This is a genomic window from Methanolinea mesophila, assembly GCF_017873855.1.
Taxonomy (GTDB): domain Archaea; phylum Halobacteriota; class Methanomicrobia; order Methanomicrobiales; family Methanospirillaceae; genus Methanolinea_B; species Methanolinea_B mesophila.
This window is the reverse complement of sequence record NZ_JAGGKR010000001.1, coordinates 850,124-871,298: the sequence shown is the minus strand read 5'-3', so window position 1 is coordinate 871,298 and position 21,175 is coordinate 850,124. Positions and strand designations below refer to the sequence as shown.

The window sequence follows — 21,175 nt, the reverse complement described above, 5'->3', positions numbered from 1 at the left end:
GCATAAATACCAGATCTAAAATGCTGAGGTGAAATACTTGACAGCAACGAAAAAGATCCGTGAGACCTATAACGATACCCAGGACAGGATAATCCAGTACCTCAAAACGGGTCTTGGAAAGGGGAAACATTACTTCAAGTCCAAGTACATCGCCAAGGAGCTTGGACTCTCCCCCAAGGAGGTAGGGACCAACATGGCGATCCTCTCGCAGATGTGCAAGGAACTCGCCATCATCAAGTGGAGTTACTCCAACAGCACCACCTGGATGGTTACCCCCCGCGGAGCGTAAGTCGGCTATCCCGTAGAATGGAATGATATGAAGAAAGTAGTGCAGTTTGAATCAAAAGTCGAGTTCGTGGCCACGGTGAACGAGAAGAAGGATTGCCTGATGGCCCAGGACAAGACGCAGGACCAACCGGAGTGCCTGTGGTTCAATATCGATGTCCTTAAGGGGCACGGTATCGAAGCGGGCGACACGGTCAGGGTGACCGTCGAAAAGATCGAACCGGAGAAGTAAAAAAAGTCCCGGGGGTTTCCTGAAATCCCCGGACTTACGTCTTTTTCTTTTCTTCAAACCGCAGTGAAAATTCTTTACGGAGCTGTTCCAGACGTTCTTCCTGGAACCTGATGTTCATTGCCATGCTTTTGATCGCGAGGTTGATATCGTCGCTCACCTTCAGCTTCTCGTCGTTGATCTTGTAGGTATTCTCCAGCAGGCGGAGCAGCCTTTTACTCACGTCCGCCTGTCTCCTGAGCCGGGAATATTCGTCGATCAGTTTTCGGTCGACTCCCGCTTCTGCGGCCATCTTCATGTCCGTCTCGATCATCCGTTTCCGTGAGAGGAGGTTCTCGATGGCATCGTAGAGCTCCCGGTGGGTGATCGGCTTCATGATGTAATCTTCGATATAAATCCCGTATTCCTGGGCCTCGGAGGGAGTGAGCTGCTTGGCCGTGAGCATCATCACCGGGATCTCCTTCGTTTCGGGGCCGTTCTTGAGGTGCATCAGGGTCTCCCAGCCGTCCATCGGTTCCATCATGATGTCGAGCAGGATGAGGTCGGGCTTCACGGTCCGGAGCGTCTCGAGCGCCTCTTCCCCGCCATAGGCGGCAAGGGTTTTGTAGCCCCCCCGTTCGAGCATGGTGACAAAGATATCCACAATGAAGGGGCTGTCATCTACCACCATCACTGTGTACATCAGAATGAACCTCCTATTTCCCGTGCCATCTCCTCGAGGGCGGTCATTGACGGGGAGCTCTCGGGTCTGCTCTTCAGCACTGCCACCAGGAGGAGCTTCTCTCCTGCCCCGATTACCGCGACCGACCCCTCTCTCGAGGTGAGGGTCACCCGCTCGGGGGCGGCAACTTTGATGATCCCCGATGCCGATTCCGCGGATGCGAAGAGCGTTGCGCTCATCGCCGCGAACCACGGCTCGTTGAACTCCGCGCTCATTGAGTTCCCGAGCATTATGCCGTCCCTCGACACCAGGGCACAGTCCGAAACGCCCTCAATTGTCTTTACCTTCTCGATAAAATCCTGAATTTTCTCTTTTAACATCTCCGCTCACCCGGCGAGGCCCGTAAATCCTGGTATACAGAAGAGTAATCCCCTCGTAGATATTTCTTATCCTTGGTTGTTCTCCTGACGCCCGGATTTTCGTAAGAGAAATTAGATAAGGGATCTGGTCGAATAAGGTAAGAGCGGGGCCATAGGGTAGCCTGGCCATCCTAGGAGACTGGGGGTCTTCTGACCTGCGTTCAAATCGCAGTGGCCCCATTTCTATTTCTCATAAACTACATGATTCACGCAGCCTATATTTCTACAGAGCTATGAACAGACGGCACCGCCGTTTTTCATGGCATGCGAGGTCTGTCGGATGCGTTTTGACGAACGGTGCTTCGATTGTCTTCTTTCCAGGGTCCGCCTGGAATGCAGCCTGTGCGGGGCGGGGGAATCGCGTACGGAAGAGACGGTCGGGGCCTGCGCCCGCCTCCTGGATGAGATCAGGGGCCAACCCCTGACTCACCCCATGATCGCGAGCACCGTGCATCGCTGCGCCTACGGGATGCTCGGGAACGAGGACCCGTTCGCCGTCCTCAAGGCAGAGAGCACCCGCCAGGCCCTGGAGGTCTGCCGGGAGTTCCGGCCCCGGCTGCGGACATTCCGCGATATCGTGCTCGCGAGCATCATCGGGAATACGTTCGACTACGGGGTGAAGTTCCACCAGGTCACCGACGATTTCTCCCGGTTTTTTGAAAAGGAGTTCTCGGTCGGGCTCGCCGTTGACGATACTGACCGGATCCTGGAAAAGATCGGGAAGGTGGTGTATTTCACCGACAACTGCGGTGAGATCGTATTCGACCGGCTCCTCCTTGAGGACCTCCACCGGCGAGGATCCCACGTCACCCTTGCGGTGCGGGACGCCCCCATCCTCAACGACGCCACCAGGAAGGAGGCGGACGATCTCCACCTCGCCCGGTTCGTCGACCGGATCACCACCACGGGATGCGGCTGCGAACTCGGGGTGCGGATGGACCTCCGGCCGCCGGACCTGGTCCGTGCCATGGACGAGTGCACCCTGATCATCTCCAAGGGGATGGCGAATTACGAGTCGTTCTCCGAGTACACCGATCTCCCGCCGGTCGCGTACCTGATGTCGGTGAAATGTGACCCCATCGCCGACGAGGTGGGCGTACCCCGGGGGTCGAAGGTCGCCATGTTAAGGGAAGACTAGGTCCTCAATCCCGTGCGGTACAACAAGGAGATTATCCACCGGATTTTTCGTTTTTTCCGTGAATTGAGTTTTTTTATCCTGACATTCTCGTGGGCTTCGCCCCCGCCACCACGATCCCCCCGGCGCGCTATCTCCGGTAGAAGGGTGACCCGGGCTGATTACTCCAGAGAAAATGCTATTCTCATACCACTGTGGCAGCCTCCGGTGCGATATCTCCTGCATAGTGGATCCTGGTCTAATATCGCTGAATATCGAAGAAGTAAAAGATCCTGGACCTATGCAGGCAAATCCCGTTGGGGCGCCGCAGTGGCGGGGCAGAGCCCCTGGAGAGTCATACTCCATGATCTCTCTTCATCTGCGGTTAGAGACGGGGTCTTATAATAAAATGAGACTGCCGAAGCGGCAAATCAGGGGAAATCGCGAAGGATTCAAAAAACCCGGTAATTTTCCGGGAGAAAAAAATATTCAGACCAGGGGCTGCGTGGTTATGCCCTGGGAAACGGCTGCCATGAACACGGCACCGAAGAGTGCTGCGATAATAATGAACGCGATAACAATCGCCAGGATAACCGCCACGGCTGCTTTCACTGTAGAGATACCCTGTAACTCCTTAAGCCCGATGATTTCCAGGACGAGCGACCAGATGCCGCCGATAATGCCCCCGATCACGGGTATCCAGCCGATGATCAGGAGTGGCGTCAGGCCGTAGAACGTCGACTTCTCGGTTTGCATTAACCCCTTTCTCCCCCCGAGGAGCCACGCGAAAAGGTGCAGCCACGCCCCGAACAGGAACGCGAAGATGAACGTCATGGCGAAGACGATGATGAGGACGAGGACGAATAGTAACGCACCGACCAACCCCCCCTCGGGGGACACCCCGAACGCGGTGACGATCGGGTGCAGGGGAATCAGCTCCAGCGTGGTCATGATGGTGAATAATAGCGCATAAAAGAATGCGATTGCACCGAAATACTTCAGTGTAGGGTTGATATCCTCATCCTTCACTTCGCGGAAGGACTCGGCAGGATGGAAGAGGAACCCGACGATCTTCGCCGGAATGGAGTGTGTCATGTAGATTTGGTACTCCGGGAAAGTTATTATATTTAGCGAATTCGCGTTTCGGCGCGGGGAATAGGAAATACCGGCGTGCTCCGGATCCCGCGCAACTGTCGTGTTTTTTCTTCGAATAGGATTTTAATCTTACCGGGGCTATGTTTTTTCATGGTCGATGTGCTCGGTCTCTCATTTGGCTGGTTGCTGATCGTGGTCGGCACGCTGTTCCTGGTCGCCGAGGCAATAAATCCCGGGTTTTTTATCGCAGTCCCCGGGACGGTGATGATCATCCTCGGGATACTGCTCGTGCTGGGAATCGACATCTTCTCGTCCCCATTCGGTCTTATTGTGGCGGTTATTTTGACAATCGCTGCTTCCATAGTGACCATCTGGATTTACAAGAAGATCAATCCCGACACGCTGTCCCCGACAACGATCAGCCGGGACTCCCTCGTGGGACTCGAGGGGCTGGTCCTGGTGAAGGTCATCCCGGACAGCCTTTCAGGCAAGGTCAGGGTTGCAGGGCAGGACTGGAGCGCCCGGAGCGAGGAAGGGATTATCCCCGTGGGGAGCAAAGTGCGGGTGGTGAAATCGGAAGGAGTACACATCGTGGTGCAAGAGGTGAAATGAGATGGCATTTGATCTGACCACAACACTGGTCACAATATTCCTGATCGTCGCGATCGTGATCATATTCGCGAGGGGGGTGGTAATAATCCAGCCGTACCAGCAGGGGCTGCAGATACGCCTTGGACGATATATCGGCCGGATGAACCCGGGGTTCCGCTGGGTGGTCCCCCTGGTCACCAACGTGATCAAGCTGGATCTCCGGACGACCGTGATGGACGTCCCCTCCCAGGAAGTGATCACCAAAGACAACTCCCCCACGAACGTGGACGCGATCGTCTATATCAGGGTCGTCGATCCGGAGAAGGCCTACTTTGAGGTCTCAAACTACCGCATGGCCACCGTGGCCCTCGCCCAGACGAGCCTGCGCGGGATCATCGGGGACATGGAGCTCGACGAGGTGCTCTACAACCGGGACGTGATCAATACCCGGCTCCGGGACACGCTCGACCGTGAGACCGACCAGTGGGGGGTAAAGGTGGAACGGGTGGAGATCAAGACGGTCGACCCGGTCGGTGCGGTCAAGCAGGCGATGACCGAGCAGACCGCCGCCGAGCGGGCGAGGAGAGCGGCAATCCTCCGGGCAGACGGAGAGAAGCGGTCTGCGATCCTCCGGGCGGAGGGGACCAAGAGGTCCATGATCCTCGAAGCGGAGGGCGACCGGCAGAGCAGGGTGCTCCGGGCGGAAGGGGAGCGGATCTCCCTCATCCTTAAGGCCCAGGGGGAGGCCCAGGGGCTCCGGATCATCTCCGTCGGGTCCCAGCCGCTCGACAAGCGTGCCATTACCGTCCTCTCGCTCGATGCGCTCAAGACCATGGCCTCCGGCCAGGCGACCAAGATCATCTTCCCCTTCGAGATCTCCAGCCTGATGAAGCAGGCCGCCCGGTTCATCGGTGCCACCGAGGAGATGCCCGAAGAACCTGCGGTTACCACGATACCCCCCGAGGAGGTGCTCGGGAACATTCCCACCACCGAGGAGGTCAAGGAGATCTTACGCGAGATGGACCGGGAGATCAAGACCGAGGTCTCGGTCGAGGAGCTCAAGGACATCGGGAAGAAGCGGAAGATCAGCGAGGACGAGATGGCATCGGACATGGAGGACGAAGGCGGGTCCACGCCGCCGCCTCCCGATGTGAAACAGAAATAATTTCTATTTTTCCACGGCTGACTCCCTCCGCTTCTCCGCCGAACTAAAAAAACCACATCCGGAACCTTGGAAGGGAACGGGTTTCCGGGTTGTGAGGAAAGGCGCCGGCCTCACTGCCGAAGCTCCCCGCCAGTATACCCGGACGGTCTTTTCGGTCCCCGCACCGCGAAGTGACGGGAGGCTTGAGGAGATCAATGAAACGCATGATTTTTACAAAGCCTTTCATGAAACCCGACCTGGTCCTTTCGTATATCTTTGTTCGGCACACTGCACGGGGGAAGAGGTGAACCCTTCAGGCAGCTGTCACACGAATAGTGTCCGGAGTTTATGTGGTCCTCCCGCATGGACAGGGATTTCCCTGCACTGGCGGGGAATATCACCGGACGTTTCCGGGGAGAAAAAATTAATACCGAACAACATGGAGTGTGACAAATCCGATGGTACATTTCCGGTGCGAGGTCTGCAGGCAATTCGAGTACGACTCCGAACGTGGGAACCCGAAAGCCGCGATATCTCCGGGCACCCTCCCCGAAGCACTACCCGAGGGCTGGAAATGCCCGGTATGTTCCGCCGACAAGTCTCATCTCCTGCCATTCCCCGGGGAACGTGTGATCGCCCCGATATCACCTGTCTTCAGGTGTCCTGTATGCGGGGCAACGGGTGTGGTGGAGCCCGCCACCCCGCCCCGGGCCTCGGGGCGGTCGACCGCTGAAGAAATAGTCCCCTGGGAAAGAGGACCTGAGGAATATCTTGAGGATATCCGCGAGATGGCGATATCGGGGAGATCCCGGCTCGAGCCTATGCGAACAAGGAAACGGGTCATTTCATGGGATGAGATCCTAATAAAAGGGGCCCAAATCGCGAGGATACCCCTCGATGCCGGGCACGCTGTCACAACGCGGACAGTAATTGGTCCGCGGGCACGGATCCCGATGGTCCTCGAGGCACCGGTTATCGTGAGCCATATGTCGTACGGAGCCCTCTCCAGGGAGGGGCAGATCGCGATCGCCCGGGGGAGCGCGGCGGTGAAGACCGCCATGGGTTCCGGAGAGGGGGGGATCCTGGAAGATGCGAGGCGGGAGGCATACCGCTACATCCTCGAGTATGTCCCTAACCGGTACGGAATCACTGCATCGAACCTCAGAACCGCGGATGCCGTGGAGATCAAGATAGGGCAGTCAGCGGAACCGGGCCTGGGCGCCCGCCTGCGGGCCGACAAGGTGACCCCTGAGATCGCCCGGGTCCGGGGATATCCGCCGGGGGTCGACATCGTCAGCCCGGCGACGTTCCCGGACATACGCTCAAAAGAGGACCTCCTGGAGAAGGTGCGCTGGCTCCGGGAGATGTCAGGCGGAAGGCCGATCGGGGTAAAGATCGCCGCGGGGGATATCGAGGCCGACCTCACGGCGGTACTCTTCGCGGAACCGGATTTCATCACCATCGACGGGAGGCCGGGAGGGACCGGGGCTGCCCCCAAGTTCGTAAAGGCCGCGACTTCGGTCCCAACCATCTTTGCACTCTGCAGGGCCCGCGAGTTCCTCGACAGGGAGGGGGCGGACGGCGTATCCCTGGTGATCACGGGGGGTCTGCGGGTCTCGTCGGATTTTGCGAAAGCGCTTGCAATGGGAGCGGACGCTGTCGCCATCGGGAGCGCGGCCCTGATGGCCTGCGCCTGCCGCCAGCATCGCATATGCGACACCGGGAGATGCCCGGAAGGGGTGACCACCCAGGACCCGCTGCTGCGGGAGAGATTCGATATAGAAAAATCGGCCGTACGACTGGAGAACTACCTGAGGGTATCAATCGAGGAGCTGAAGGATTTCGCCCGGCTTACGGGAAACGACGACGTCCACGGGCTCTCCATCAGGGACATCTGCACGACCAGCTCGGAGATCTCCGGGCATACCCGGATACCTCACGTCTGATATGCGATAGCGGCAGTCCCCGGAAAGACATGCCGACGCTGCCTGTTTTTTTCATAAAAGATCCAGTTCGCGCCCGATCTCCCTGATCCGGTGAAGGGCGGCGATCGCGTCGTCCCGTTTCTGATCCACAGGGTGCTCCGTGACAAAACCGGAGAACCGGCGGAGCGTCCCGGGATCAACCTGACCTTCGGCCAGCTCGAGAATGCGGTCCCAGGTCCTCTCCGGAAAATAGACGGACCGGGCAAGGGAGAGGATCCGGTCTCCCGTTGCTGAGTCGACGACCTTTTTCTTCTCCGCATCACGGAGCGTGCACCGGATGTTGATCAGGGGTTCCGAGAGGGCAATTCCGGTCTCCGGATCGAACACGAGAGCCACCTCATCGTCGGATATCAGGGTGCCGTCCCGGTAGAGCCGGTAGACCTCTCCCACCCCCTCCATGCCCAGGGTATCGAGCTCGGCGGCACGGAGGGCGCCCATGCTCGAGGCCCCGACTACCCGCACCCCGCGGGAGATCGCGTCCAGGATCTCCCGGTGGCCTACCGAACAGTCCTGGAAAAAGACTCCGTCGATAAGCCCGATAAGCCGGGCTCCCTCTTCGACCGCCCCGGGGATGTCCCCCCGGCGGGCGGGGGGGAGGTACGAGGCAGGAAGGATTCCCGCCGCTTCATCCCTGGGAAGGCTTGGCCCCAGAAAGACGACTATTCCTTGCATTGGTGCATCTCCTGCCGATGCGGTCCTGGTCCATCGCGTAGCACTCGAGGCCCGGCACGATCACCCTGACCACCGGGACCCCGGTCTCGGGCCGGGTGAGGTCGGTGACGATGACCCTGTCGAGATCCGCCTCCTTCAGCCGGTCCAGGGAGAAACAGATGTCCTTGAGGAAATCGTCGCTGTCGTAGGAATGCAGCGTGGAGAACTCCACGTCACGGCCCGCGTCAAACCAATAGCGGTTCAGCCTTCTCGTCCGCTCGTACCCGAGCCGCCTGCGCATATCGGCGGTGGTAGTATCCTCCCGGGCTCCGTGGATCTGGGTGAGCCTGCTCTGGGCGACCTCGGTGAGGGCCCGGAGGACCGCAATACGGGCACTGGTATGGGTGCCCATCCCGATGGTGAGCAGCGCCGGGTCGCGGAGCCTGGTATCGTCGGAGACCGCGGCGATGGTGGGGATCCCGATATCGCTGGTGATGTCCTTGACGGTCACCTCCACCTCTGCGGACGAGAACCGGGAGAGGAGGTCTCCGGCCAGTCCGTCGTTGATCCCCACCACCCGGGGACCGGTATCGCGGCGGACCTCGACGAGCGACCAGGCGTCGCGCTCGATCACCTCCATCAGGGCGTGGAATACCGCCTCCTCCCGGGTGTTCCCCGAGGCAAGCCCGTTGGTGGAGGTGCGAAAGAGCTGCGCGTATTCTTTCGGCAGCGGGTGGAAGACCGCACTGGCGGGGACGAACACCTCTTCCCTCGAGACGAGGTCGAACCCGGTGATCCAGGGGACCGCCATATCAGGGTCTGTCCTCATGGGAAGGATCAGGTCGGCGGGGTCGATTGCCCGGGACCCTTCGCCGAGGAGATCGGAATAGCGGGCCACCCTGAGTTTCCGGTCCCCGACCTCGGCGGAATACCGCTCGAGCCCCTCCATCATCGCCGAGACCCTGGCCTCCACCGGTGTTGCCCCTTTACCGTTGTACACCGAGATAGCCCCGTTCTGGGCCGTCGGACGGATACTGGAGAAGACCGGGATCCCCACCCTGTCAAGGCTGGTGATATCGGCCACCCGGGTGATCCCTGCAGCGGGCATCGTCTTCTCTACCCGGGCAAGCGTCTCTTCCGGGGGGACGGTACGCTGGGTCTCGTTGGCATAGGCCTTCCGGCAGGGTCTGAGGTGAAAAGGCATGGTTCTTACTCTTCCGGCAGGTATGAGTGCTGTACGATAGCAGTGAAAACAACTTATACGTTCGCTTATGACCACAGAGTGCGTTTTCCGGAGTAAATCCGGGCCCGACCGGGGGATGCCGGTTCAGGCGTGAAGGAGATAGGGGAGCATAATCAGGGATGCGAGCAGGACCAGTATCAGCGCCGATATCGCCGAGGTGACCGAGGGTGCATACCGGGAGAGACCCCTCTTCTCCAGAGTCCGGTCAACGCCCTCTTTGAGGATATAACCCCCGTCCAGGGGGATCATGGGAAGGGCGTTGAATATCCCGAGATTGATGTTGATCCACCCGCTCCAGAAGAGTATATGGACGAGTACCCAGAACCCGGGAACCGGTACCTCGTAGAACTGGGTGTCAGGGGTGTCGAAGGCGAGGATGCTGAGCTGCTGGCCGGTCATCGAGGTGTCGAAGGGGACGATCAGGAACCGGAGCATCCCCAGGGGATTGAGGCTGTCGCTCACGGTCTGGATCACCAGGTCCGGCTGGTAATAGTAGATCCCCAAAAATCCGGACGTCCTCCCCTCCGTTCCCTCCGGCCACTCGCTCAAAGTGAGATTGTACGTTGCCGGCTGCCCTTCGTAATCGACAGAGAGCGTAAGGTCCTGTCCGGGATGGGTCGTGTTCAGGATTGCCGAAACCTGCTCCCGGGTCTCCACCGGAGTGCCGTTGATCGCGGTGATCACCGAGGGTGCAGGGACGCCGGCCAGGTAGGCGGAATAGTTCTGGTACACTCCCTGGATCACCGGCTCGGTGGTGGGGACCGCGGCCCCCACGAGCAGGATCATGAGCACGAAACAGATCGCCCCCACCACAACGTTGTTGGTGATGCCCGCCCCGAACACCCTTACTCTGGAAATGCCCCGTGCCTTCTCCATCTCCTCCTCGTCCGGCTCGACGAAGAACCCGATGGGGATGACCAGGATGAGTGCCCCCATTGCCTTGACCCTGATCTTCTCCACCCTGGCGAGGACCCCGTGCCCGAACTCGTGGACCGCGATGGCCAGGACCAGGGCGAACCATACCGCGAATGTCGCCGGGACGTACTCGTTGATCCCCGGGATGAGCAGGAGGTTCTGGGGAGCGTAGATGCCGGTAGGCTCCGGCTGCACGACCAGGGTCATCTGCAGCGAGAAGAAGAGGAGCACGACCATGGTCGCCGAGATCAGGACCACCATGGCCACCCCGATGGTGGAATAGACCCGGAGGAACGTGGAAATTACGGTGAAACGGTCAAGGAACCCGACTTTCGAGGTCTTGACGGCAAGAATGGGCCCGTAGAACGAGAACCTCCCGGGGGAGGGGTTCCTGTAATGGACATACCAGGCCACCGCGGCATAGGCCGCCACCAGCAGGATGACGACATAGACCCATTCATACATTCCTCCAGTATTACCCCGGAAAATACATAATCTTGGTGACCAGGGCACCTGATCAGGAAAAATCCGGGAGCGTTGCCTGTTCCGCCTTCGCGATGAGGTTGTGGACCGTTGTCCAGGTCTTCCGGGCGAACGGGGGAGGAGACCCGGAAGACCTGATGAAGGCCTCCAGGTAACGGACGGTCGCCGGGTCGGAAGGATACCCGCTGCCTATCTCCCCGTGGATGGCGGAGAGCTCGGCGATCGCCGCGTCGCGGGTGACCTTGGCGACGATACTCGCGGCCGAGACCAGGGGGCGGTTCTCGTCCGCATGGTGCTCGGCGATGACCCTGCAGGGGAACTCGAGCCTGTTCCCCACCATGCATCCGTACCGGGCGGCGATCACGTCGCAGGCATCCACGTAGGCGGTATCCGGGCGCAGTTCACCGATCACCTGCGCATGGGCGTGGACCATCAGCCGGTTCATGGTTCCACCGCGGTGATCGATCCGGTCCGGGGGGATGACCAGCACCGCGACCTGGAACTGGGCCCGTATCACCGCGCACAGTTCTTCCCGTCTCGCCGGCGTCAGCTGCTTGGAATCCCGCACCCCGAGGGAGGCGACCTCTCCGGGGTCTTCGCACCCCACTGCCGCGACCACCATCGGGCCGAGCACCGCTCCTTTGCCCGCTTCGTCCACGCCACAGAACACGTGATCTTAGTATCGATGCGCAAATTATTTCAATGGCAATGGTGGTAACCCGTACGTATGTACATCATCATCGTCGGGCTCGGGGGAATAGGGCGGAGCCTTACCGCGCTGGCGGTTGAACACGGGAACAACGTGGTGATCATCGACCGCGACGAACAACGGGCCGGCGAGATGCTCGAACACTACGATGTACTTGCCATCACCGGCAATGCGACGGACAAGTCCATCCTGGAGGACGCGGGGATCGACCGGGCGGACGCCCTGGTGGCAACTACCAGCGACGACTCGGTGAACCTGATGACCTGCTGGCTCGCAAAGAGGTTCAAGGTCCCCATCGTGGTCTCCATCGTCAACCAGAAGGAGCACTCGGACCTGTTCAAGGAGGTCGGGGTGAAGATCAGCGAGAACCCCGACGAGCTGGTGGCGAACCGCCTCTACTACTGGGCGAAGAACCCCCAGTTGCAGCAACTGGCCTCGATCCCCGGGGGGACCATATTCGAGGTGGTGGCGGAGAAGGGGGCCCCGATCGTGGACCACGAGATCAGGGAGCTGAAGGTGAAGGATTTCGTCTTCATCGCCATCCGCAGGGCAGGCGGGGAGCTGATAATTCCCAGCGGAACGGTCAAGATCCGGCCCGGGGACACCATCACCGTATTTACGAAAAAAGAGGCGGAGAACGACTGCCTGGAACTCCTCAACAGGCAGCTCCGCAAGTCACCTGAGTGAGGCCTTCAACGCGGCCAGTTCGACCACGAGGCGGGGGTTCCGCTTCATCAGTTCTTTTATCAGCGAGAGTGTGGAGAAGTCCTTCAGGTTCATCATTGCTGCCGTCTGGATTATGGCGTTCAGTTTCTCGTCCGAGAGCTTGATGAGGTACTCCTTGATCTGGTAGTTCCGGGCGATGGTCTGGCCCATCTTCGAGTTCCTCCAGCCCTCGTCGTAGGGCATTAGTTTTTCCTTTGAGAAGTCGCCCTTGGAGATAGCCTTCTCCGCCACCTCGGCGGCAAGCCTCCCGGTAAACATCGAGTTATAGATACCGCCGCCAGTGAGCGGGTCCACCACCCTGGCCGCATCCCCGGTAATGATGAGCCCGTCGGCAACTGTGCAGGGCAGGGGTTCGCAGACGGATACCCCGCCGACGATGCACTCGATGGTCTTCCCGTTCGGGAAGTGGCCGGACACGAACCGGTCGAGGTAGTCCTTTGCCCGGTGCCCCTGACCGCTCTTTTTCCCGGAGATCCCGATCCCCACGTTCGCGGAGCGTTCTCCCTTGGGGAACACCCACAGGTACCCCTCGGGAGCGACTTCGTTGCCCAGGTAAAATGCCGTCACCGTGGGGTCGATATCGATATCGGTCATCAGGTACTGGCAGGAGCTCATGATCTCCCGCACGGGCACCGTGGTGTCGATGCCGCACCAGCGGGAGAATTTCGACTCAACCCCGTCGGCGGCGATGACGATATCGGCGTCGACCTTGACCATCGAACCGCAGACGTCGAGCATCGCGCCCTTGACCGCCCCTCCGGCCATGATGGGTGCTGTGGCCCGGGTCTTGACCGAGATCTCGGCCCCGGCTTCCGCGGCCTGCCAGACCAGGTCGCGATCGAAGATCTTCCGGTCGATGATATACCCGACCTTGCTCCCCGCCATTTCCGACTCGAGCCGCATCGTCGTCCCGTCGGGGGCGACGATCTCGGCACCCTTGAGCTCGGCGGAGACCCAGCGTTCGTCGGGTTCAATGAACTCGGCGAGCGCCTCCTTCCCGATCCCTTCCGCGCACCGCACGGGGGCGCCTATCGCCGGCCGTTTCTCCACCAGGAGGACCGAAAATCCCTTCTCGGCCGCGGTTCTGGCAGCGAGCGCACCCGCCGGTCCGCCTCCGACGACAAGGAGGTCATATCCTGCCCTCATTTGATCACCTCGAGGGCCCCTACCGGGCAGACCTTGGCGCATATCCCGCACCCGGTGCACGTGTCGCCCACCTCAAGGTAGGCGTCGATCAGTTCCAGCGACCCCTCGGGACAGACCGAGACACAACACCCGCAGTATCCGCATACATCTCGATGAACCTGCAACATCCTGATCATGTTCGCGGGGGAGAACCTTATTGTTTTCTCTGGAAAAAGTCCGGTCAAATCCGGTACATGAGAGAGCTAGAGGGATTTCCCGGTTAAGAAGGGTATTTGTTGCGTCTGCAACATCTTGTTCCCCCGGCGAAGAAGTTGTGGAGGGAGGATTTGACCCGGCCGGGTATTTTGCGGAGATATCTGCATTACAGAGAGCCTGGATAAGTTCTTAAGTCGAGATATTTCGCCGGAATGGGAGGGGCGCTATTGGAGCAACTTGGAGCATCTAAATGCAATCCATCAGATGGGGCTTAACGCCGCCGTCCCCGGAGGGCGCCCCCGGCGGCGGATCAGATCACAGGGCTGTTAAGAGGTAAAGACATCCAGTCTCATTCAACGAACCTTGAAGAAGATCCTCATGAATGGGCGTGGTTCCCATATGTCTTCGGGTGACAATACCGTAACAATGGCCCAGGCGCGACCCGAGGAGGCGTCGCGTAGATCCGGCGATGCCTGGTGGGAAAAATCTTCATTCAGTTAGGAGGAAATTCGAAAACACCGAATAGTCCAGGTGTATCCTGTTGTGGTTCTGCCGCCCGAGGATCCTGTTCCAAATGGAATGATTCGACCCCACTCCCCCGCCCTCTCCTCGCTCCGCGGATAAGGCAGGGTACCCCTCCGCTCGCCACCCCCGGGCCGGGCTCCTCATCTCCCTCCGGGAGAGGCAGTATTTAGGAGTAGCTTCGATAAAACGGCTGGGAATATCCGTTAGGGACAGTTCAAACGCCCACTGGAAAAAAAATTCCATCCACAGGTCTAGGTTCTATCCCGTTGGGGTCGCCGCAGCGGCAGGGGCGACAGCCCCTGGGAGCGTCTGTTTCGGGTAAGCCAAGGATGCAGGACGTTTGGAAAACACTGGGTTCTACACATGCCCCGATTTCACCCCATCCCGGAAAGAAAACGTACCGTACTTCCCACCCCCGCCGGGATGAAGCACCACGTCCCCCTCCCGGAGCGCCCTTACCGCCCGGGCGACCCCCTGGTCGTACTCGGCAAGCTCGGCCGCAGGGATTTCCGCTAAGATTGAGATCTCGTTTCCGAACCGGTCGATGAGATCCCGGTATCGTTCCTGAACTCGTTTAATGCGGGGGGATGAGGCCCCTTCGAGGACCTGGATGACCTGGGCCAGGGGAAGAAGATGAAGGTAGGGGGGCCGGGTCCCGGCTGTTCCGGAGGAGAGCTCCCGGACCCTGTCGGCCACTCCCTTCTTGATCCTCCCTCCGTCGTCGGGGCACTTCCACCGGTGAGCGACCGCCCCATCAAGGGAGAACTGCCGATAGCACCGCACGCATGCGGTGCGGTTGTACTTACCCTCCTCGGGGAAGAACCCGGCATTCATCAGGATCCGGCCTTTCCTGATCTCTTCGAGGACCGCTCCTGCAGTGCGCACCGGAAGGTCGATTCCAAAGAACTCTCTCCCGATACGGAGCGGGTCGGGGCTGTGGGCGTCGGAGTTCGAGAGGAAAGGTAGACCGATAAGGTCCGGGATAGCGGCGGCATAGGAACTGTCGGCGGAGAGGCCGAGTTCCACGAAATCCGGCCGTTCTTCATCGTAACACTCGGACGGATGGTCGAAGGAGGCGTAAAGCGAGGTCCAGGGGGTGAATGCGTGAGCGGGACCGATGAGGCCCGAAAGACCGTGCACCATGGACGCGATCTCCCCGCCCCGAAGCCTTACCCTGGGTCTCCCGTTGGTGGCGATGTCCCTGCTGTACGGGGCGAGAAGTGCTTCGAGTTCCCCGAACTCCCGGAACGACTCCATCAGGATCAGGTGGTGCACCCGGTCGGAATCTTCCACCTCGGCGGTGGGGACCACCAGCACGGTCTCGTCAAAGGGAACGCGCTCCCAGCACGTTCTCCAGCCGGAATGGAGTGCGTCTCCGCTCCCCAGGACAGAGATTCCTTTCTCCCTGCACGCTGCAGTCAATGCGACCGGTGTCATCGTGCGGGATGTGGCGATTGAAAAACAGGAATGAATGTGAAGGTCGCAATAGACCTTCACACGAAATACCTCAGCTCGTCACCCTCGGTGATCCGCTCTCCCTCGATAAGTTTCTGGAGCATGTGCTCCATCTCCGCGCCCCGCTGCTGGAGCTGGGTGGGGTCGATCTCCATGCCGAGCAGGCCGGTGAGCACCCGGAGCAGGCTTGCGGCGCTCTTGGGGTCCACCAGGTAGCCCGAGGTCTCCCCCATGAGACAGATCCCTTCCATCCCGCGCTGTGCCCCCATGCCGAGGAGCAGGCCCGCGGCACCGACGATCCCTCCGCCGGGCTCATCCCTGCCGAAGGTGCCTCCCGCGTTCTCCACCTCTTCCCGCAGGGAATCGTGGTTCACCGCCGCGAGAACCCGGGGCTCCTCAACAAGGTGGCCCACTCCGTAGCCCCCCAGGGTGTAGATCCGTTCGACGCCGAGCTCCTGGGCGATGTCCAGGTAGGCATCGCTGAGGAAGTAGTGCCCTTCGGCAGAGGTGCTCTGGAAGTCTCCCACCAGGAACAGGATACCCCGTTCGCCGTCGGGATAGTAGAACAGCTCGTTGTTCGCGAGCCGGACCGTGCCGTTCTCCTCGATGATCACCTGGGGCGGGAAGAAGACCGACTCGATCACTCCCACCTTCACTGCCCCGAGCTCCTGGATCATGTGCTCGGCGACCAGCTTCCCCACGTGCCCGATCCCCGGGAGCCCCTCGATCAGGATACGGGGCCGGAGTTCCTCTTTTGTAACGGTATCCAGAAAACCAAAGGTTATGTCGTCCATGATCGGGCAATCCTCCTGTAATGCCCGTAACGGTCCTGTGGTGAAAATCGTGCCGGGTGCACCGTGACCGTGGCGGTGCCGCAGCGGGGACAGCTGAGCTTCAGGGTGTAGGTCCCGTCCTCCGGGCACCTCCGTATCCTGCCGCTCATGCCGCCTTGCCCGACTTGGGTTTCTTGACGAACTTGCCTTCGCCGCCGGCCCGCTCGACTACCCCGATCGCCGCCGAGGCTGCCTTCTCGATGGCCTTCTCGGCCTTCTTGTAATCGGGTGCGGTGACCTTGATCCGGTAGATGGGGGCCCCTACGTACAGGATCTCGATATCCGCGTCGTGGATCTTCGGTTCGGCGCTCCGAAGCGCCCTGCGGATGATATTGACCCCGTCGGGCTTGGTGGAGGTGAGGACGAGGTTTCCGCTCACCGTGACCCGGGGGACCTTGACATTCTCGGAGGCGACCTTTGCGAGCGCCTGCGCCACACCGGGGGAGAGATCGGTCTTATCCAGCACCTTCTCACCCGAGGTGGCGATATCTTCAAAAACAGAATAGAGGTCGCCGTATTTTTTATATAAGGCGGATTCGATGTTCTCTGCCGGTTCCCCGGACGCCTTGGCGGCAAACCCGATCCACTTCTTTGCCTTGGACTCGTTCTTCCATTCCCGGATCTTTTCCCGCCGCTGGTGCTCGTTCACGTCCTTGAGCGAGAGGTCGATGTGCGCCCGGTTCCGGTCCACGTAGAGGACCTTGCAGACCACCTTCTGCCCCTCCCGGATATGGTCCCGGATATACTTGATCCAGCCGGTGGCCACCTCCGAGATGGGGATCAGCCCTTCCCTGTCTCCATACTCGTCCAGGCTGACAAATGCCGCAAAGTCCTTCACGTCCCGGACCGTGCAGACCACCAGTTCCCCGACCTCAGGCCACGCCCTCTCGCTCATAACGCACTCACTCGAATGTTCCGAGGATATCAGCCTTAATGGTTGCCTTTCCACCGGAAGGTTCCGCGAGTACCTTGCCGCAGACCACGCAGTCGACCACAGTGCTGGCCTTCTCGAAGACCATCTGCTCGTTCTCGCAGTCCGGGCATTTTACCTTCAGGAACTTGCTCCGGTTCTCTCTGAGCTGTCGTACCAAGAAATTCACTCCGTCAGTTCGAATTTGGATATTCTGTAACCTGCTCTCAGGTGAGCCTTCCCGCAGACCTTGCAACGGTAGCGGACATTGATCCGCTTCGTAGGCTTGTCCCCGCCGGGCACCTTGGAAAACTTCCCACGGTTGCCCACATGGCTTCTCCGGGCCTTCTGCCGGTCGATCCAGTGGAGTCCCGTCGTCTTGCCCTTCTTTACCTTCTCTACCTCGTGCAGCTGATGATTTCTGCAATGGGGGCAGTATGTCTTGAATTTTGCTGGCATCTTCATGTGATTCCGCCTCTTGTGCGCCCTCGCGAATACCTGTATTATTAGGAGAGATTCATATTTAACACTATGTTGCGTTCACAAAGGACTTCCGCGTTCCTCCGGGGAAGAGTGACGATATCCTCCTTCTGGAGGTGATAGATCCTGCCGTCGACACCCATGAAGGGTTCCATATCGGCAAGCACCCGGGTGAGGACATACGCCGGGGCAGCCGGTTCCGGCACCGGCGAGGGTTCGCAGACCTCGATCGGAGGGACCCCTCCCTCCACCTCTTCCGTTTCGGAGAGGGCCGGGTGCTGGCCGCCGACAAGCCTGCACCGGCATTGCTCCATGGCCATGGCGATCTGGTCGAACATCTCCCGTTCCGCGGGGAGCATCTTCTTCATCTCGTCGCGGTCGATGTACCCGCCCTCCTGCTGGGTCTGGGCCAGTGCCACGATCTTGCCTGCCCGGATGCGGAAAATGTCACACAGGGTTTCCCGGATACTCCCCACCCGCTCGATAAGGATCCGGGTCCTGTCGGAGAACGGGTCCTCCTGCGAATAGACGTCCCGCGTGATCTCCCCCAGTTCCTCCAGGGTCGAGTCGTAGAGGTCGGGGACTATCTGGATCAGCCGCCCGGTCTCCCGTTCGGAGAGGAGCACGCTGCGGAGCTCGTCGAGGTGCACCGTCATCCGCCTCCTATCTCGGCCACGCCCCGGCAGCAGAGGAAGACCGCGAGCGCTTCGGGGACCTGGTTGATCCCCTTCTCCAGGTCGTACCGGCTGCCGAGGAGGCTCATGGAGAGCTTCATCGTAAGGTCCACGTTCACCTTCCGGTCAGAAAAGACCACCGCATCGACCAACGGGTCGAAACGGGAGATCTCCCGGACAGGGACCGGGGTCACCCGGAACCCGCTCCCCCCGTGGAGCGAGGAGGGCAGCCTGATGAGCCGCTTGATGTCGGTAGTCACCGGTTCGTCTGCGAGCGCGGCCTTTTCGCGGAGCAGTGATGCGAACTTCCCCTCTTTCGTGCGGGTGAGCCCCTTGACCAGGCGGGCCACCAGGGGATCGCGCACGTTCAGCACTGGTGGGTGACCGGAGAGACCCTTGAGTATCTCGTCTATTCTCCCCTCAAGCTCCTCTGCAGACACTTTTCCCACTCCCTCCAGGGCGGAGACTTCTTTTATCCTCGCCTCGGCCTCCATCTCCCGGAGCCACAGAAGGTACTCCTGCAGCGATGCTATAAAACGCATGTACCACCCGCGGGGTGAATGTGTCTCGCGGCCGAGGACCATCACCGGGTCGAGCCCGATCCCGCAGACGTAATCGATCAGTTCCCTCCGCTCGTTGCTCCCCCAGTTCCGTGTCTCCACGTCCCGAACGTGGACGTGGTAGCCCCTTCCCCCGGAGAAGACCAGGTCGATGGTGTGCGGGGCGACTCCCAGCTCGCCGATGAGCATCTCCAGCAGTTTCTCAGTCTCTTCCTTGACCCGGGCGAGCATCATGTCATACGGGCCCCGGACGATGTGGTCCGCGTCGAGGTCGAAGATGAGGTCCGCCCCGAGCCACTGTTTCTGGTCCATGGTGGGGGCGTCGGGGATGGCGTAATACGCGCTTGAGTAGTAGGCGTGAGCGGGCGCCATGGTCCGGAGGTAGGTGAAGAGCTCGTCCTTCCGGGGAAATCCCATGTGCCTGCGCATCCGGATCTCGGGGTACTCGGGGTCGAAGAAGATGAACCCCCATTCCCGTTCTTCCATCGAAGGTGGCGCGAGGAGGTTTCCCGACTGGTAGTAGGCCGAGAAACGCTGTTTCAGGAACTCAAGGGTCGCCGCCTTCATGGAAGGTCCTTATGCATATAGGGCCCGCGTCGTTCATAGCCGTATCTTCGGTAATAAGGGCGGACCCCGATCCCGCTCATCACCGCGATCTCCCGATACCCTTCCTGGCCTGCGATCTCCTCGGCGTGCGAGAGGAGCTGGTGCCCGAACTTCCTGTGCTGCCGCTGTTCGGGCTCCGGGGACACTCCCAACGGGACGACGCTCCCGTACACGTGCAGCTCGCGAATGAGGGCGGCGTCCCGGACCTCCCCCATAAACCGGGACCCACCTGTCCTCAGGCGGCAGAACCCTACCAGGGCGTCCCCGGAGACGAACTGGATGAAATGTTCCGTGCCTCCTGTGCATTCGTAGCGGTTCACCCGTAGCTCCGGCACCTCTTCCGAGGGTTTCCGCCCGATCTCCCTGCAGCGGATGCACCGGCACGTCCCGCCCAGTTCGTGCAGCCGTCCGGCGGCGAGCTGCCGGAAGTTGCTGTGCTTCGACCCGGCGACTATCAGCTCCGCGGGGATATCCCGCTGGATCCGCTGAAGACGCACATATTCGGGAAGGAGGCTCTTCCCGTAGGCCACAAGGTCGATCAGTTCCGTTTCGGAGTACGGCCGGTACAGTCCGTCCTGCCACAATTTCTCGATCTCCGAGCCCGGAGTAACAAGCGTAGGATAGATCTTCAGGAAATCCGGTCTGAACCGGGGGTCGTCGAAGAGCAGCCGGAACATCTCCCGGTCCGTCTCCGGGGTGCTCCCCGGGAGGTTCGGCATCACGTGAAAACCCACCTTGAGCCCTGCGTCGCGGAGCAGGCGGTTCGCCTCCACCGTGTCCTCGACCGTGCACCCCCTCCGGTTGAACGCCAGGATCTCGTTGTCCAGTGCCTGGACCCCGAGTTCCACCTTGGTCACCCCAAGGCGCAGCATACGGCGGATGTGCTCTTCCCGGCACCAGTCGGGGCGTGTCTCGAAGGTGATCGCCACGCAACGGACCGGGGAATACTCGTTCTGCCGGAAGATCTCCGGAAGGTCTCCGCCCACCCCTGCAACCGGCCCCCGGTAGGTGTTCATCGCCCGGACGCACTCCGTGACGAACCATTCCTGGTACTCCTCGGGGCGTGCGGTCATGGTCCCCCCCATCACGATCAGCTCCACCTTGTCGACCTGGTGGCCGAGTACCTCGAACTGCGAGAGCCTGGCCCGGACCTGGTCGAACGGGTCGTAATTATGGTCCCTCGCCCGTTTGGCGGCGGGCTCCTCCCCGGTGTAGCTCTGGGGCGACCCGAAAGGGTGCTCGGGCCCGCCGGGACAGGGGAGGCACTTCCCGTGGGGGCAGGGGTACGGGGAGGTCATCACCGCCACGGGGGCCACCCCGGAGATCGTGCGGGCGGGCTTTACCTGCAGGATCCTGCGAAGCCGCTCGCGCTCTTCGGGAGATGCGGCAGCGAGGATCGCGGAGTTTTTCGGGACCTCCGGAAGGGAATACTTGCGGCAGACCGCGATCTTGATGCGGGTAATATCGCCGGGGGAAAGAGAACGGGAAAAAAGCTGGGAGATGATCTCCCGGTAAATCTCCGCACCACTCATACCATACTA

25 protein-coding genes and 1 tRNA gene are annotated in these 21,175 nt (G+C 60.4%); 8 read left to right on the top strand and 18 right to left on the bottom strand.

Annotated elements, in window-relative coordinates:
• The first annotated feature begins 37 nt into the window (after positions 1-37).
• Positions 38-289 (top strand): DUF7123 family protein, encoded by a 252-nt coding sequence (locus J2741_RS04045; RefSeq protein ID WP_209673741.1) that lies wholly within the window; start codon positions 38-40, stop codon positions 287-289.
• 27 nt (positions 290-316) lie between these two features.
• Positions 317-517: a hypothetical protein gene (locus tag J2741_RS04040; protein ID WP_209673740.1), complete on the top strand. Its 201-nt coding sequence runs from the start codon at positions 317-319 to the stop codon at positions 515-517.
• A gap of 34 nt (positions 518-551) precedes the next feature.
• On the opposite strand, the gene J2741_RS04035 is transcribed toward J2741_RS04040, so the two are convergent.
• Positions 552-1,196, bottom strand: coding sequence for a response regulator (locus J2741_RS04035; protein WP_209673739.1), 645 nt, complete (start codon positions 1,194-1,196; stop codon positions 552-554).
• Complete coding sequence (locus J2741_RS04030) at positions 1,196-1,555, bottom strand: roadblock/LC7 domain-containing protein (RefSeq protein ID WP_209673738.1); 360 nt, start codon at positions 1,553-1,555, stop codon at positions 1,196-1,198. Before J2741_RS04030 ends, J2741_RS04035 begins: the two co-directional genes overlap by 1 nt.
• 145 nt (positions 1,556-1,700) lie before the next feature.
• Here J2741_RS04030 and J2741_RS04025 point away from each other — a divergent pair.
• Positions 1,701-1,774: transfer RNA gene (locus J2741_RS04025), tRNA-Pro, on the top strand.
• A gap of 100 nt (positions 1,775-1,874) precedes the next feature.
• Positions 1,875-2,732 (top strand): damage-control phosphatase ARMT1 family protein, encoded by an 858-nt coding sequence (locus J2741_RS04020; RefSeq protein WP_209673737.1) that lies wholly within the window; start codon positions 1,875-1,877, stop codon positions 2,730-2,732.
• Between the two features lie 465 nt (positions 2,733-3,197).
• Here J2741_RS04020 and J2741_RS04015 read toward each other — a convergent pair whose 3' ends face one another.
• Positions 3,198-3,803, bottom strand: a complete 606-nt coding sequence (locus J2741_RS04015) for a YIP1 family protein (protein WP_209673736.1) — start codon at positions 3,801-3,803, stop codon at positions 3,198-3,200.
• A gap of 150 nt (positions 3,804-3,953) precedes the next feature.
• On the opposite strand from J2741_RS04015, the gene J2741_RS04010 reads away from it, so the two are divergent.
• From J2741_RS04010 to J2741_RS04000, 3 genes are all read left to right on the top strand, one after another.
• Positions 3,954-4,415: an NfeD family protein gene (locus J2741_RS04010; RefSeq protein ID WP_209673735.1), complete on the top strand. Its 462-nt coding sequence runs from the start codon at positions 3,954-3,956 to the stop codon at positions 4,413-4,415.
• Between the two features lies 1 nt (position 4,416).
• Positions 4,417-5,559, top strand: a complete 1,143-nt coding sequence (locus J2741_RS04005; RefSeq protein ID WP_209673734.1) for an SPFH domain-containing protein — start codon at positions 4,417-4,419, stop codon at positions 5,557-5,559.
• A 437-nt stretch (positions 5,560-5,996) separates the two neighbouring features.
• Positions 5,997-7,484: a glutamate synthase-related protein gene (locus J2741_RS04000; protein WP_209673733.1), complete on the top strand. Its 1,488-nt coding sequence runs from the start codon at positions 5,997-5,999 to the stop codon at positions 7,482-7,484.
• 51 nt (positions 7,485-7,535) lie between these two features.
• On the opposite strand, the gene J2741_RS03995 is transcribed toward J2741_RS04000, so the two are convergent.
• The 4 genes from J2741_RS03995 to rnhB form a co-directional block, all read right to left on the bottom strand.
• Positions 7,536-8,195, bottom strand: coding sequence for a TfuA-related McrA-glycine thioamidation protein (locus tag J2741_RS03995; protein ID WP_209673732.1), 660 nt, complete (start codon positions 8,193-8,195; stop codon positions 7,536-7,538).
• Positions 8,149-9,378: a YcaO-related McrA-glycine thioamidation protein gene (locus J2741_RS03990; RefSeq protein ID WP_209673731.1), complete on the bottom strand. Its 1,230-nt coding sequence runs from the start codon at positions 9,376-9,378 to the stop codon at positions 8,149-8,151. The genes J2741_RS03995 and J2741_RS03990 overlap by 47 nt, the downstream gene beginning before the upstream one ends.
• 123 nt (positions 9,379-9,501) lie before the next feature.
• Entirely contained in the window at positions 9,502-10,797 is a 1,296-nt protein-coding gene (locus tag J2741_RS03985) for a site-2 protease family protein (RefSeq protein ID WP_209673730.1), read from the bottom strand.
• Positions 10,798-10,849: 52 nt separating this feature from the next.
• A complete protein-coding gene (gene rnhB / locus J2741_RS03980) occupies positions 10,850-11,473 on the bottom strand; it encodes a ribonuclease HII (protein ID WP_342452222.1) in 624 nt (207 codons plus the stop codon).
• 69 nt (positions 11,474-11,542) lie between these two features.
• Between rnhB and J2741_RS03975 the strand changes: the two genes are divergently transcribed.
• Entirely contained in the window at positions 11,543-12,211 is a 669-nt protein-coding gene (locus tag J2741_RS03975; protein WP_209673728.1) for a potassium channel family protein, read from the top strand.
• On the opposite strand, the gene J2741_RS03970 is transcribed toward J2741_RS03975, so the two are convergent.
• The 11 genes from J2741_RS03970 to J2741_RS03920 all read right to left on the bottom strand — a co-directional run bounded on the left by J2741_RS03970 (position 12,200) and on the right by J2741_RS03920 (position 21,166).
• Positions 12,200-13,396, bottom strand: a complete 1,197-nt coding sequence (locus J2741_RS03970) for an NAD(P)/FAD-dependent oxidoreductase (RefSeq protein WP_209673727.1) — start codon at positions 13,394-13,396, stop codon at positions 12,200-12,202. The two genes, J2741_RS03975 and J2741_RS03970, sit on opposite strands and share 12 nt — an antisense overlap.
• Positions 13,393-13,563: a 4Fe-4S binding protein gene (locus J2741_RS03965; RefSeq protein WP_209675488.1), complete on the bottom strand. Its 171-nt coding sequence runs from the start codon at positions 13,561-13,563 to the stop codon at positions 13,393-13,395. The genes J2741_RS03970 and J2741_RS03965 overlap by 4 nt, the downstream gene beginning before the upstream one ends.
• A 910-nt stretch (positions 13,564-14,473) precedes the next feature.
• Positions 14,474-15,613, bottom strand: a complete 1,140-nt coding sequence (locus tag J2741_RS03960; RefSeq protein ID WP_209673726.1) for an endonuclease Q family protein — start codon at positions 15,611-15,613, stop codon at positions 14,474-14,476.
• Entirely contained in the window at positions 15,610-16,365 is a 756-nt protein-coding gene (locus tag J2741_RS03955; RefSeq protein WP_209673725.1) for a proteasome assembly chaperone family protein, read from the bottom strand. Before J2741_RS03955 ends, J2741_RS03960 begins: the two co-directional genes overlap by 4 nt.
• Positions 16,353-16,514: an RNA-protein complex protein Nop10 gene (locus J2741_RS03950; protein ID WP_209673724.1), complete on the bottom strand. Its 162-nt coding sequence runs from the start codon at positions 16,512-16,514 to the stop codon at positions 16,353-16,355. Before J2741_RS03950 ends, J2741_RS03955 begins: the two co-directional genes overlap by 13 nt.
• Positions 16,511-17,299 (bottom strand): translation initiation factor IF-2 subunit alpha, encoded by a 789-nt coding sequence (locus J2741_RS03945; protein WP_209673723.1) that lies wholly within the window; start codon positions 17,297-17,299, stop codon positions 16,511-16,513. Before J2741_RS03945 ends, J2741_RS03950 begins: the two co-directional genes overlap by 4 nt.
• A 7-nt stretch (positions 17,300-17,306) precedes the next feature.
• Complete coding sequence (locus tag J2741_RS03940) at positions 17,307-17,495, bottom strand: 30S ribosomal protein S27e (protein ID WP_209673722.1); 189 nt, start codon at positions 17,493-17,495, stop codon at positions 17,307-17,309.
• A gap of 5 nt (positions 17,496-17,500) precedes the next feature.
• Positions 17,501-17,779: a 50S ribosomal protein L44e gene (locus J2741_RS03935; RefSeq protein ID WP_209673721.1), complete on the bottom strand. Its 279-nt coding sequence runs from the start codon at positions 17,777-17,779 to the stop codon at positions 17,501-17,503.
• Positions 17,780-17,820: 41 nt separating this feature from the next.
• Positions 17,821-18,450 carry a hypothetical protein gene (locus J2741_RS03930; RefSeq protein WP_245249394.1) on the bottom strand — a complete coding sequence of 210 codons (630 nt, stop codon included), beginning with the start codon at positions 18,448-18,450 and terminating at the stop codon, positions 17,821-17,823.
• Positions 18,447-19,595: a DNA primase catalytic subunit PriS gene (gene priS, locus J2741_RS03925; RefSeq protein WP_209673720.1), complete on the bottom strand. Its 1,149-nt coding sequence runs from the start codon at positions 19,593-19,595 to the stop codon at positions 18,447-18,449. The genes J2741_RS03930 and priS overlap by 4 nt, the downstream gene beginning before the upstream one ends.
• Entirely contained in the window at positions 19,592-21,166 is a 1,575-nt protein-coding gene (locus J2741_RS03920) for a tRNA uridine(34) 5-carboxymethylaminomethyl modification radical SAM/GNAT enzyme Elp3 (RefSeq protein WP_209673719.1), read from the bottom strand. The genes priS and J2741_RS03920 overlap by 4 nt, the downstream gene beginning before the upstream one ends.
• Positions 21,167-21,175: the final 9 nt, after the last annotated feature.